The organism is Actinomadura vinacea, from assembly GCF_039532545.1.
In the GTDB taxonomy this organism is placed as follows: Bacteria; Actinomycetota; Actinomycetes; order Streptosporangiales; family Streptosporangiaceae; genus Spirillospora; species Spirillospora vinacea.
This window is the reverse complement of sequence record NZ_BAAARW010000005.1, coordinates 212,508-224,890: the sequence shown is the minus strand read 5'-3', so window position 1 is coordinate 224,890 and position 12,383 is coordinate 212,508. Positions and strand designations below refer to the sequence as shown.

Below are 12,383 nucleotides of genomic sequence, written 5' to 3'. Positions count from 1 at the left end.
TGCCGCGGCGCCGACGAAAGCCGCCGAAGGCCTATTCGAGACACATCGCGTTTGCGATGATGGGTCGCGTGAACCCGACTGAGCCCTCCGAACCGGCCCCGGAGACCAAGACGCCCGCCGGCTCCGAGCTGCGCGCCTCCGACGCCGACCGCGACCGGGTCGCCGACCGCCTCCGCGAGGCCCTGGCCGAGGGGCGCATCACGCCGGAGGAGCACGCCGAGCGCATCGACGTGGTGTACCGCGCCAAGACCTACGCCGAGCTGGAGCCCGTCCTCAGCGACCTGCCGGCCGCCCCCGGGCGGCCCGCGGCGGCGCCCGCCGAGCCGCGGGTCCGGCTCGAGAAGGAGCCGAGCCTCCCGCCGCCCGAACCGCAGTCCACCTCCATCGTGGCGTTCTTCGCCGGGGCCGAGCGCCGGGGCCGCTGGCTGGTCGAGCCGGCCACCACCGTCACCTGCGTCTTCGGCGGCGCCGAGCTGGACTTCCGCCAGGCGGTGCTCTCCCAGCGCGAGGTCCTGGTGAACGTCACCTGCGTCTTCGGCGGCGTCGACATCACGATTCCGCCGGGCGTGCGGCTGGTCAGCTCCGTGTCCGCGGTGTTCGGCGGCGTCGACCTGCCCGAGGACGACACCGTCGCCCCCGACGCCCCGGTGATCCGGGTGAGCGGGATGGTGCTGTTCGGCGGCGTCACCGCGTCCCGCCGCGAGATGGGCGAGAAGCGCTCCGACCGCCACTGGGAACACCGAGAGCGGCGCGAGCACCGCCACCGGGAGCTGCGAGAGCACCGCGAGGAGCGCCTCCAGATGCACGAGGAGCACCGCCGGGAGATCCGCCGGACCCGCGACGAACGCCGTGACCACCTGCGCAGGCTGCGGGAGTCCCGCCGCCGCGGATGATCGCGGCGGAGCGCGGCGTCAGGCGCTGAGGCGGTCGGGCTGGCAGACCAGGCAGGGGGTGCAGCCCCGGGACTTGGCCTCGGCGCGGGTCAGCGACTCCAGGTCTTCGGTGTCGTCGCCGATGTCCTCGATCAGGGCGCACTCGACGCGGTGGTAGCGCTTGGTGCCGCTGAGGATGCGCACCAGCACGTCGTCACCGTCGTCGGGCACGGGGTCGCCCGCGGCCGTGGCGGACGACGGGGCGCCGGCCGGGATGTCGGCCGCCGTCTCGGGCGGGGTGGCGCCGGGAGTGGGCCAGGCCGGCGGGAAGGCCGCCGTGGCGGAGGACGCGTGGCCGGATCCGGCCTCGACGGGCGGCTCCGGGGACGGGGCGGGCACCTCGGCGGTCCTGGAGTCGGCGGTCTCCGACCCGGCGGGCTCGGCCGCGACCGCCTTGGACTCGATGGTCTTGGCCGTGGCGGTGCCGGCGTCGGCGGGCCTGGCGCCCGGGCCCGCGGGCACCGAGACCGCGGCGCGCGCGGCCAGCGCGGTGTCGGGCATGCAGGCGGTGCAGGAGCTGAAGCCCTCCTCCTTCGCCTCCGCGTAGGTGAGCTCGTCCCGGTCGCGACCGGCGAGCTGGCGGCAGGTGTCGAGGTGGTAGCGCTTGCGGCCGCGTACCACGTACACCACCGCGGCGTCGGGGACCTCGGCGGGCTGCGGCGGGATCTCCACCGCGTCATCGTCCGCGGCGGGGGCGGCGGGGGTCTTCGCACGACCCGCGGCGGGCACGGGACGCTCCGTCTTCTTACGGCCCTTGGCCTTGGTCGTGCCGGGCCGCCGGGTCTTCTTGGCGGTGGCGGCGGACGCACCCGGGCCGAACAGCTCCTTGCGTCTCAGGAACACCCCGATGGACAGGCACAGGGCGGACACGATGCTGACGGCGATCGACACGTAGATCACCACCAGCGCGTCCAGCCCGAGGACCTGCGCGCTCTCTCCGCTGCCGCCGACGATGCCCGCCACCAGCAGGGCTATCGCCACGACGACGAGGACGCCACTCAGGATGATCACAGGGTCTCTCCCCCTTCACAGGCGGATCTCCGAAGCGCCGCCGGGATGGCGGCTGCGCCATCCGCGGCGCGGCGAACGGGAAGACACTATCGCCCGCGCGGGCGCCCTCAGTGCCTCTCGTGCGGCGGGTTGTCGCCGCCCGCGTGGAACGCGCCGGTGGCCGAGTGCTGGACCTGCTGGGTGTGCTGGGCCGGCTCGGCGGGGGACCCGAAGGTGCCGGGACCGGACGCACCGGGGGCGCCGTTGCGGTTCTCGTGCGGGATCGCGCTCTGCGGGCCGGTCGGAGGTCCGCCCTGCGGCTGCGGGGCGGTCTGCCCAGGGCCGGCGGGCACGGCGGGGAACCCTCCGGTCTCGGTGCTGCCGGCCTCCAGGTCGCGCAGCTGCCCCTCGAGGTAGACCTTGAGTCGGCTGCGGTACTCCCGCTCGAACGCGCGCAGGTTGTCGACCTCGCGCTCGAGCTCCTCGCGCTGCTGCACCAGCGAGCCCATCACCTGGCGGTGCCGCTCCTGGGCGTCGCGGTCGAGGGCCTCGGCGCGGGACCGGGCCTCGCTGACGATCTGGTCGGCCTGCCGGCGCGCCTTGCCGAGGATCTCCTCGGCCTCGCGGCGGGCGCGGCCCAGCGTCTCGTCGGCCTCCCGGCGGGCGTCGGCGATCGCCTGGTCGGCGGTCTGCTGCGCCAGCGCCAGCACGCGTGCCGCGGTGTCCATGTTGTCCTCGCCGGACGGCGCGGGCGCCATGCCCAGCCCGCCGCCCATCACCGGCTCGGGCTCCCGCTGCGGCTGCGGCTGCGGCGGCTCGGGCGGCCGGGGCGGCTCGGGGATCTTGGCCACATCGGGCTTGGGCTCCACGATCGGCGCGGCCATCGCGGGAACCTTGCCGCGCAGGCACTCCGCCAGCTTGGCCCGCAGTTCCTCGTTCTCCTGGATGAGGCGGTCCAGCTCGGCCTCGACCTCGTCGAGGAAGGCGTCCACCTCCTCCTCGTCGTACCCCGGCCTCAGCCTGGTGGTACTGAACTGCTTGTTCCGCACATCGGCGGGTGTCAGGGGCATGTTCGTCTCCTTGGCGCGCTTGGAGTCATGTCCAAAGGACGGTATCCGATCAGAGCGTCCTCACGAAGATGATCATGATCCAGACCACGAGGATGAGGACGGTGAAGCTGAGGTCCAAGGCCACGTTACCCAGACGGATGGGCGGGATGAAACGTCTCAGGAGTTTCAGTGGCGGATCGGTGATGGTGTACGTGGTCTCGGCGATCACCAGCACCACACCGGTCGGACGCCACGACCGCGCGAACGACTGAAGGACCTCCAGGATCAGCCTCCCGATCAGGAACAGGAGGAAGATGTAGAGGACGGTCGTCAGTACGGTTCCAACGATTGTCACGAAGACACTCTCACATGTGGGCTGTCAGCTCTGGTTAAAGAACCCTCGTTCTGCCATCCGGGCCTTGTCCTCCGCCGTCACCTCCACATTGGCGGGTGACAGCAGGAACACCTTGTTCGTAACACGCTCTATGCTCCCGTGCAGGCCGAACACCAGACCCGCCGCGAAGTCGACCAGGCGCTTGGCGTCGCTGTCGACCATCTCGGTCAGGTTCATGATGACCGGTGTCCCCTCACGGAAGTGCTCCCCGATGGTCCTCGCCTCGTTATAGGTCCTTGGGTGCAGCGTAGTGATCCGGGCGAGGTCGGTGGTACCCGACTCGTAGAGCGCCACGGAGCGGCGCTCGGCGGCCGTTGAGGCGTGATGATCGCGATCACGGTCCGCGGCATCCTCGGCTCGGGTAAGCTGACCGCCGGATTCCTCCTCGCGGAGCCGGCCCTGCCGGCCCTGTCCCGGGTCGGTGTCGTCGTCGTACGCCTCGTACTCGTCGTAGTCGTACTTGTCGTCGTAGCGGTCGTCCTCCACAAGGCCGAGGTAGACCGCCATCTTGCGCATCGCGCTGGCCATATGCCCTCCGTCGTCCTGTGGCCCCGGCACCGCCGTCGGACTGCTCCGTCTTCGTGGCCTGCCGTTTCGGCAGGTACCACTGGGGGGACATTACCTGACGATTGCCCGTCGGCCGCCGAGCAACGCCGTACCGATCCGTAGGTGTGTCGCGCCACACGCGATCGCGGGCTCCAGATCCCCGCTCATTCCCGCCGAAATCACGGCGGCGCCGGGGTGCGCGCTCCTGATCTCCGCCGCGACGCCGGCCAGCCGTTCGAAGGCCGGGCCGGGGTCGGCGTCCAGCGGCGCGACGGCCATCACCCCGTCCAGCACCAGCCCTTCGGCCGCGGCCACGGCGCCGGCCAGCTCCGCCGCGCGGTCCGGCGCGACGCCGCCGCGGGCCCGCCCGCCGGGGACGGGCTCGTCCAGGGAGACCTGGACCAGGCAGCGCAGCTCGCGGCCGAGCCCCACCGCCGCGGCGGACAGGGCGGTCACGAGCCTGGGCCGGTCGACCGACTGCACCACATCGGCGTAGCCCGCCACGGACCGGGCCTTGTTGCTCTGCAGCTGCCCGACGAAATGCCAGGTGAGCGGGAGGTCCGCGGTCGCGGCGGCCTTGGGCGCGGCCTCCTGGTCGCGGTTCTCGGCCACGTCGGTGAGGCCCAGCCCGGCCAGCAGCCGGACGTCGGAGGCCGGGAAGGTCTTGGTCACCGCCACCAGGGTGATCTCACCGGTGCCGCGTCCGGCGGCGGCGCTGGCCGCGGCGATCCGCTTGCGGACGTCGGCGAGGTTGGCGGCCAGCTCGGCGCGCCGCTCCGCCGCGGCCTCGGCGGGCGCCGCGAACCCGGCGGGCTCGGCGGACTCGTGCGGCGTCTCAGGCATCGGCGGACCGCCCGGCGGCGCCATCGAGCCAGACATAACCGGCGAACCGCCCGGTGCGGCCCTCGCGGCGGTACGAGTACAGCCCGGGGGTCTCGATCGTGCAGCGCGGGTCGACCCGCACGTCCGTCACGCCGGCGGCGGCGAGCTGCTCGACGACCCCGGCCCGGATGTCCAGGCCCGGCGTGCCTGCGCGGGTGGTGGCATGGGCGGCGGGGACGACGGCGGCGACCTCGTCGCGCATCGCGGCGGGCACCTCGTAGCACTCGCCGCAGGCCGCGGCGCCGATCGCGGCGGCGATCCGGGCGGGCTCGGCGCCCAGCTCCAGCATCCGCTTGACCAGGGCCGGCACGACCCCGGCCGCGGTGCCGGGACGTCCCGAGTGCGCGGCGCCCACGACGCCGGCCACGGGGTCGGCCAGCAGCACCGGCGCGCAGTCGGCGACCAGGACGGCCAGCGCCACCCCGGGAACGGTGGTGGCGATCGCGTCGACCGCCGGCGGCTCCGCGGGCGCGGGCGCGCCGGCGGCGGTGACGACGCGCACGTCGGCACCGTGCACCTGGCGCATCCAGACGGTGCGCCCGGGGGCGATGCCGAGGGTCTCCTCGACGTGCCGCCGGTTGGCGCGGACGGCGGCCGGGTCGTCGCCGACCGCGCCGCCGAGGTTGAGGGAGTCGTAGGGGGCGGTGCTGACGCCGCCGGCCCGCGCGGTGAACGCGGCGCCGACGCCCTCCGCCAGCGCGACGGTCTCGATCACTCGCGGCTCGCTTCGCGGCTCACTGTGCGGTTCGGGGTCACTGCGGTTCGGGTCACTGTGCGGTTCGGGTCACTTGAGGAAGTCGGGCACGTCGAGATCGTCGTCCTCGTCGAACACCACGGGGCGGCGGCGCGGCCCGGTCGCGGCCGAGCCGCTGTCGGACTCGCCCGCGTGCACGCGGGTCGCCGACTGCTCGGGCGCGCGCGGCGCGGGCGGGCGGGCGGTCTCGTCCCGCTCGGCGGCCGCGCCGGCCTCCTCGCCCGGACCGCGTTCGCCGCGCAGGCCGGCGTCGTCGCCGGCGGCGGCGTCACCGCCCGCGGACTCGCCGGGGGCGTCGTCGTCGGCCGGGGCGGGCCGCGGAGGCTCGGTGTCGGCCGGACGGCGCGGCGGCGCGGGCACCGGCGCGGCCTGGGGCTGCTGCTGGACGGGCGCCGCGGCGGCCTGCGCGACCGACTGGTGCGACTGCGCGCCCCCCGCCGGCTGGGCGGGCGTGTGCGCCGAGCCGAAGGCGTCCGACCGCCCGACCCGGCTGGGGATCGGGTTGCCGGGCGGCGGCGGGGTCGGACGCGGTGGCGGCGGGAGTCTCTTGGTCTCCGGCTCAGGAGCCGACCTGGTAGGGCGCCCCTCGTCGAACCCCGCGGCGATCACGGTCACCCGGACCTCGTCGCCGAGCGCGTCGTCGATCACCGCGCCGAAGATGATGTTGGCGTCCGGGGCGGCGGCGTTGGACACCAGCTGGGCCGCCTCGTTGATCTCGAACAGCCCCAGGTCGGAGCCGCCGGAGATGGACAGCAGCACCCCGTGCGCGCCGTCGATGCTGGCCTCCAGCAGCGGGCTGGAGATCGCCATCTCGGCGGCGGCGACCGAGCGGTCGTCGCCGCGGGCCGAGCCGATGCCCATCAGCGCCGAGCCGGCACCGGACATGACCGACTTCACGTCGGCGAAGTCCAGGTTGATCAGGCCCGGGGTGGTGATCAGGTCGGTGATGCCCTGGACACCGGACAGCAGCACCTGGTCGGCGGCCTTGAACGCGTCCAGCACGCTGACCTGCCGGTCGGAGATCGACAGCAGCCGGTCGTTGGGGATGACGATGAGGGTGTCGACCTCGTCGCGCAGCGTCTCGATGCCGGCCTCGGCCTGCATGGCGCGGCGCTTGCCCTCGAAGCTGAACGGCCGGGTGACCACGCCTATGGTCAGGGCGCCCAGCGAGCGGGCGACGTTGGCCACCACCGGGGCGCCGCCGGTACCGGTGCCGCCGCCCTCGCCCGCGGTGACGAACACCATGTCGGCGCCCTTGAGGACCTCCTCGATCTCCTCCCGGTGGTCCTCGGCGGCCTTGCGGCCGACGTCGGGGTTGGCCCCCGCGCCCAGGCCCCGGGTGAGCTCGCGGCCCACGTCGAGCTTCACGTCGGCGTCACTCATCAGCAGCGCCTGAGCGTCGGTGTTGATCGCGATGAATTCGACGCCCTTGAGTCCCTCTTCGATCATCCGGTTGACGGCGTTGACGCCGCCGCCGCCGATGCCGACGACCTTGATGACCGCGAGGTAGTTCTGCGGTGCTGCCACGAGGAGGGGCCTTTCCGCTCGCCCTATCCGGCCGGCCGGCCCGGCCTCGGGCATCGCCGCCGCGGCGGTTCGCGCCGCGGCGCCGGTGTCCGGGTCCGGTGCCGGCCGTCTGTCCGGTGTCTTGTCTGGATGTCTGTGTGTGTTCCGGTCCGGGCCGAGGTGATCGGCGCCACCCCAAACCCTCACCCTCAACTTGAGGCTTACAGTTATGTCAACCTGAAGGCTGATACGGACAGTAGGGCGGGCTTACCGCCAGGGTCAACTAACCTGCCGCCAACGGAACCGGCGTGTCGCACACAGCACCAGATGCCCTGGTTGGTGACGAGCATCGCCGATTCACCTCCCGCCCGGTTCCGTCCGTCCGCGCCGGTCGTCCCAGCGTGCCTCATCGCGCGTCCGGAAGCGGCGCGACACACGCACCGGAACGGAGTCCCTCGCACCTACCCCGCGTCGGCCGCCCCACACGTCCCGGAAGCATCTGATTGATCACCATTGTCCCGCGGGGGCCGGACGGGGGCCGGACGGGGGCCGGTCAGCGGGTGGTGACGACCTCGGGAGCGCTGACGTCGATGGTGCGCGCGGACCGTCCGGCAGCGGACTTCTGCAGCGCGTCCACCAGCCGCACCTTCTCCGCGGACCGCTCGGCCGGACCCCACACCACCGTGCGGCCGCCCGCCATCCGCAGCGTGACCGACTCCGGCGACGGGGCCTCCACCCTCGCCACCCGCTTGCCCATCCGGTCCGGCAGGTCCTCCAGCACGCGCAGCGCCGCCAGCGTCGCGGCGTCGGTGGGACCGGGCGCGGCCGACGCCAGCGCGGGCATCCCAGGCGGCCGGGACGGGCCGTCGGTCACCGCCACCCCGTGCCGGTCGAGCTGGTAGAACCGCCCGGCGCGCTGCACCGCCGCGACCGGCACCCGCTCGCGCACCACGATCCGGATGGTGGCCGGCCAGCGCCGCTCCACCGTGGCCGACTCCACCTCGCGGAGCCGCTCCAGCCGGGACCGGACGGTGCCGGTGCCCAGCCGCACCATCGGCAGGCCGAGCCGGATCCCAGCGGTCGCCACGATCCGGTCGCGCGGGGCGAGCTTCGTGCCGGTCACCTCGACGTTCCGCACCACCAGCAGGCGCGAGCCCAGCAGCACCCAGGCGACGGTGCCGAGCACCCCCAGCACCAGCAGCGTGACGCACGCCGCCTTCCAGCGGCCCGCCCTCCGTGCGGCGGCGGGCCGGCCGGCGGGCTCGGACGTGCTCCTGCGTTGACGCGTCCCGGCCTCGGTCATGACCCAAGCTTGACAGTGATCGCCCCCGAAACCGGGGACCCCACGCCCGGATCCCCGAGATCGGCCCCGAACCGCGCCCGTGAACGGGGATTATCGCGAGAGCAGGGCGAGGATCTCGGGGCCGAGCCTGGTCACGTCGCCCGCGCCCAGCGTGATGACCACGTCGCCGGGCACGGCCAGCCGGACCACCGCGGCGGCCACCTCGGCCTGGTCGGGCACGTACTCCCAGGCGGTCCCCTCGGGGACCCGATCGGCCACCAGCCGGCCCGTGACGCCCGGCTCCGGGTCCTCCCGGGCGCCGTAGACGTCCAGGACGACCGCGACGTCGGCCAGCCCCAGCGCCGCGCCGAACTCGGCGGCGAAGAACCGCGTGCGGCTGTAAAGGTGCGGCTGGAACACCGCCACGATCCGCCCGGACGGCCCGCCCTGGCCGGCCTTCTGCTCCACGTAGTCGCGGGTGGCCGACAGGTCGGCGGTCAGCTCGGTCGGGTGGTGGGCGTAGCTGTCGAACACCTCGACGCCCGCCGCCTCGCCCTTGGGCTCCAAACGGCGCATGGCCCCCTGGAACCCGGCCAGCCCGTCCCGCACCGCGCCCAGGTCCAGGCCCAGGGCGCGCGCGACCGCGACCACCGCCGCGGCGTTCAGCGCGTTGTGGCGCCCGGGGACGCCCAGCGTCACCTCGCCCACGCCCTCGAGGTCGAAGCGGGAGCCCAGGCCGCGCGGCGTGAAACCGGTCACCCGCAGGTCGGCGCCCGGCGCCTCCCCGTAGGTCAGGACGGCCAGCCCGCGCTCCCGGCCGCGCTCGGCCAGCTCCATCGCCACCGGGTCGTCGGCGCCCGCCACCAGCGTCCCGCCAGGCTCGACGCGGTCGACGAAACGGGCGAAGTTCTCCTTCACCTTCTCGAAGCCGCCGTAGTTGTCCAGATGGTCGGCCTCGACATTGGTGATCACGGCGATCCACGGCGAGTACATCAGGAACGAGCCGTCGCTCTCGTCGGCCTCGGCCACGAACACCTCGCCGCGCCCCTCGTCGGCGCCCAGCCCGGTGGTGACCAGCTGCCCGCCGATGCAGTACGACGGGTCGGCGCCCGCGTGCTGCAGCGCGACCGTCAGCATCGAGGTGGTCGTGGTCTTGCCGTGCGTGCCCGCCACCGCGACCGCCCGCCGCCCGGCCATCAGCGACGCCAGCGCCGCCGACCGGTGCAGCACCCGCAGCCCGCGCTCGCGCGCCGCGACCAGCTCGGGGTTCGAGTCGCGGATCGCGGTCGACACCACCACGGTATCGGCGTCCCCCAGGTACGCCGCGTCGTGGCCGACGAACACCTTGGCGCCCAGATCGCCCAGCTGGGCCAGCAGCTCGGAGTCCGCGGCGTCGCTGCCGGAGACGGCCATGCCGCGCTTGAGCATGATCCGCGCGATGCCGGACATGCCGGCCCCGCCGATCGCGATGAAATGGACCCTGCCCAGCTCCCCCGCCGGCAAGGCCTCGCCCGGACTGATCAGACTCATCGGGTGGCTCTCGTCCCCTCGTTCACCGCGCGGCCCGCCGGGCTCATGCCCGGCCACCTCCGCGGACCACCTCGTACACCATCTGCGCGAGCGCCACGTCGGCGTCCCGGCGGCCCATTCGCCCGGCCGCCTCGGACATGTGCGCGACCCGCGCCGGATCGGCCAGCACCGGCAGCAGGGAGTAGGCGATCCACTCCGGCGTCAGCTCGGCGTCGTCGACCAGCAGCCCGCCGCCGCCGGCCACGATCGGCTCGGCGTTGAGCCGCTGCTCGCCGTTGCCGATCGGGAGCGGCACGTACACCGCCGGCAGCGCCACCGCCGCCAGCTCGGCGCAGGTCATCGCGCCCGCCCGGCACATCGCCATGTCGGCGGCGGCGTAGGCCAGGTCCATCCGGTCGCAGTACGGGATCGTCACGTACTGCGGGCCGCCGGCGGTCTGCGCGGGCTCCTCGGTGTTCTTGGGCCCGACGATGTGCAGCACCTGGATGCCGGCCTGCCGGAACGCGGGGGCGGCCGCCACCGCGGCCCGGTTCAGCGAGCGCGCGCCCTGCGAACCGCCGAAGATCAGCAGCGTGGGCAGGTCGGGCAGCAGCCCGAAGTAGGAGCGGGCCTTGTCGCCCATCGCCAGCCGGTCCAGCGCGGCGATCTCCCGGCGCAGCGGGATCCCGACGAACCGGGCGTTGGGCAGCGGCGAGTCGGTGTGCGACACCGCGACGTGGTCGGTGAAGCGGGCGCCGAGCTTGTTGGCCAGCCCGGGTTTGGGGTTGGCCTCGTGCACGATGATCGGCACCTTGCGCTTGCGCGCCGCGAGGTAGCCGGGAGTGGCGACGTAGCCGCCGAAGCCGACCAGGACGTCGGCCCGCGCCTGGTCCAGGACGTTCGCCGCCGCGTTGATCGCGCCGCGCAGCCGGCCGGGTACGGTCAGCAGCTGCGGGGTCAGGGTGCGGGGCAGCGGCACGGGCGGGATCAGGGCGAGCTCGTACCCCCGCTGCGGGACGAGCCTGTTCTCCAGGCCGCGCTCGGTGCCGAGGCAGGTGATCCCCACGTTGGGATCGTTGCGTCGCAGCGCGTCGGCCAGGGCCAGGGCAGGCTCGATGTGTCCGGCGGTGCCGCCGCCGGCCAGGACAACCCTCATGCTCGTTGACAACTCCTCAGCATGTTCGTCGTGGCGGTGCCGCGGGCCCCGCCTCCCGCGCCGCGTGCCCGCGGACGCCGGTCGCCGGGCCGATCGGCACCCCGGTGTGGGGTCTCAGCGCCGTGCCAGGCCCAGCCAGCTTAGGGCCCGCGGGACCGGTCCGGGACCCCGCGCGGCCAGTGCCTGGCGCGCCCCGGGCTCGCGTTTGGCGAAGGCCAGCAGCATGCCGAGCGCGATCAGGGTGGGGATCAGCGCCGACCCCCCGTAGGAGACCAGCGGCAGCGGGATCCCCGTGATGGGGAGCACGCCGATCACCGCCCCGATGTTCACGATCGCCTGCACCACGAGCCAGGCGGTGGCGCCGGCCGCGGCCAGCCGGGTGAACGGGTCCTTGACGCGCCTGGCGATCCGCAGGCCCGCGTAGGCCAGCAGCCCGAACAGGCTGAGCACCACGAGCGTACCCACCAGTCCGAACTCCTCTCCGACGATCGCGAAGATGAAGTCGGTCTCGGCGTGCGGGAGGAAGTACCACTTGGCCCGCCCCTCGCCCAGGCCGGTGCCGAACCAGCCGCCCGAGGCGAGCGCGTACAGGCCCTGGAGGCCCTGGTAGCGCGCGCCCAGCGGGTCGCCGCTGCGGTCCAGGAATCCGGTGAGCCGCTGCATCCGGTACGGCTCGACGACGATGAGGATCGCCACCAGCAGGCACACCAGCCCGGCCATCCCGACGAACAGCCGGCCGGGCGCGCCCACCACCCACAGCAGCCCGAGGAAGATCGTCAGCAGGATCAGCGTGGTGCCCAGGTCGTCCCCGAGCATCACCAGCAGCACCAGCAGCCCGGCGCCGGGCAGCAGCGGCACCAGCAGCGGCTTCCACTCGGTGAGCTGGCCGAGGCGCTCCTTGCGGGCCAGCAGGTCGGCGCCCCACAGCACCAGCGCCAGCTTGGCGGGCTCGGACGGCTGGATCTGGAGCGGCCCCAGGGCGATCCAGCGGGTGGCGCCGCCGGCCGTCCGGCCCAGCCCCGGGACCAGCACCAGCAGCAGCGCCACGATCGACAGCAGCAGCAGCGGGTAGGCCAGCGCCCGGAACGTCTTGACCGGCAGCCGGGAGGCCAGCCACATGCCCGGCAGCCCGATCGCGACCCACACCGCCTGCTTCTGCAGCAGCGTGTACGCCGAGCCGGTCTCCTCGATCTGCTTGACCAGCGACGCCGACAGCACCATGGTCAGCCCCAGCGCCAGCAGCATCACCGTGCAGCCCAGCACCAGGTAGTACGAGGTCAGCGGGCGGTCGAGCAGGCCGATCGCGGCGGCGACCCGCTCGCGCGGCCCGGGCCGCTCGGCGGGCGGGTCCTCAGCCGGTATCGCGGTGCTCACGGTGGCTCC

The 12,383-nt window shown here is 74.0% G+C and carries 12 protein-coding genes; 1 reads left to right on the top strand and 11 read right to left on the bottom strand.

The window, feature by feature from the left end:
- Positions 1-68 precede the first annotated feature (68 nt).
- A complete protein-coding gene (locus ABD340_RS07615) occupies positions 69-893 on the top strand; it encodes a DUF1707 SHOCT-like domain-containing protein (protein WP_344587863.1) in 825 nt (274 codons plus the stop codon).
- An 18-nt stretch (positions 894-911) separates the two neighbouring features.
- Here ABD340_RS07615 and ABD340_RS07610 read toward each other — a convergent pair whose 3' ends face one another.
- The 11 genes from ABD340_RS07610 to ftsW all read right to left on the bottom strand — a co-directional run bounded on the left by ABD340_RS07610 (position 912) and on the right by ftsW (position 12,374).
- A complete protein-coding gene (locus ABD340_RS07610; protein ID WP_344587861.1) occupies positions 912-1,943 on the bottom strand; it encodes a hypothetical protein in 1,032 nt (343 codons plus the stop codon).
- Positions 1,944-2,050: 107 nt separating this feature from the next.
- Positions 2,051-2,992, bottom strand: coding sequence for a DivIVA domain-containing protein (locus ABD340_RS07605; protein WP_344587860.1), 942 nt, complete (start codon positions 2,990-2,992; stop codon positions 2,051-2,053).
- A 49-nt stretch (positions 2,993-3,041) separates the two neighbouring features.
- Positions 3,042-3,326 (bottom strand): YggT family protein, encoded by a 285-nt coding sequence (locus ABD340_RS07600; protein WP_344587859.1) that lies wholly within the window; start codon positions 3,324-3,326, stop codon positions 3,042-3,044.
- A 24-nt stretch (positions 3,327-3,350) separates the two neighbouring features.
- On the bottom strand, positions 3,351-3,893 hold the full coding sequence (locus tag ABD340_RS07595; RefSeq protein WP_344587858.1) for a cell division protein SepF: 543 nt from the start codon (positions 3,891-3,893) through the stop codon (positions 3,351-3,353).
- 90 nt (positions 3,894-3,983) lie between these two features.
- Entirely contained in the window at positions 3,984-4,754 is a 771-nt protein-coding gene (locus ABD340_RS07590; RefSeq protein WP_344587857.1) for a YggS family pyridoxal phosphate-dependent enzyme, read from the bottom strand.
- On the bottom strand, positions 4,747-5,508 hold the full coding sequence (pgeF, locus tag ABD340_RS07585) for a peptidoglycan editing factor PgeF (protein WP_344587856.1): 762 nt from the start codon (positions 5,506-5,508) through the stop codon (positions 4,747-4,749). The genes ABD340_RS07590 and pgeF overlap by 8 nt, the downstream gene beginning before the upstream one ends.
- A 69-nt stretch (positions 5,509-5,577) precedes the next feature.
- Entirely contained in the window at positions 5,578-7,074 is a 1,497-nt protein-coding gene (gene ftsZ, locus ABD340_RS07580; RefSeq protein WP_344587855.1) for a cell division protein FtsZ, read from the bottom strand.
- A gap of 532 nt (positions 7,075-7,606) precedes the next feature.
- Positions 7,607-8,356, bottom strand: a complete 750-nt coding sequence (locus tag ABD340_RS07575) for a cell division protein FtsQ/DivIB (protein ID WP_344587854.1) — start codon at positions 8,354-8,356, stop codon at positions 7,607-7,609.
- Between the two features lie 90 nt (positions 8,357-8,446).
- A complete protein-coding gene (gene murC / locus ABD340_RS07570; RefSeq protein ID WP_344587853.1) occupies positions 8,447-9,865 on the bottom strand; it encodes a UDP-N-acetylmuramate--L-alanine ligase in 1,419 nt (472 codons plus the stop codon).
- 43 nt (positions 9,866-9,908) lie between these two features.
- Positions 9,909-11,000: an undecaprenyldiphospho-muramoylpentapeptide beta-N-acetylglucosaminyltransferase gene (murG, locus tag ABD340_RS07565; protein WP_344587852.1), complete on the bottom strand. Its 1,092-nt coding sequence runs from the start codon at positions 10,998-11,000 to the stop codon at positions 9,909-9,911.
- Between the two features lie 114 nt (positions 11,001-11,114).
- Positions 11,115-12,374, bottom strand: a complete 1,260-nt coding sequence (gene ftsW / locus ABD340_RS07560; RefSeq protein ID WP_344587851.1) for a putative lipid II flippase FtsW — start codon at positions 12,372-12,374, stop codon at positions 11,115-11,117.
- Positions 12,375-12,383: the final 9 nt, after the last annotated feature.

What these genes read in the sequence shown, in the direction of transcription:
- ABD340_RS07605 (WP_344587860.1), bottom strand. Translation starts at nt 2,992, where the DNA reads ATGCCCCTGACACCCGCCGATGTGCGGAACAAGCAGTTCAGTACCACC.
- ABD340_RS07595 (WP_344587858.1), bottom strand. Translation starts at nt 3,893, where the DNA reads ATGGCCAGCGCGATGCGCAAGATGGCGGTCTACCTCGGCCTTGTGGAG.
- ABD340_RS07590 (WP_344587857.1), bottom strand. Translation starts at nt 4,754, where the DNA reads ATGCCTGAGACGCCGCACGAGTCCGCCGAGCCCGCCGGGTTCGCGGCG.
- ABD340_RS07575 (WP_344587854.1), bottom strand. Translation starts at nt 8,356, where the DNA reads ATGACCGAGGCCGGGACGCGTCAACGCAGGAGCACGTCCGAGCCCGCC.
- murC (WP_344587853.1), bottom strand. Translation starts at nt 9,865, where the DNA reads ATGAGTCTGATCAGTCCGGGCGAGGCCTTGCCGGCGGGGGAGCTGGGC.
- murG (WP_344587852.1), bottom strand. Translation starts at nt 11,000, where the DNA reads ATGAGGGTTGTCCTGGCCGGCGGCGGCACCGCCGGACACATCGAGCCT.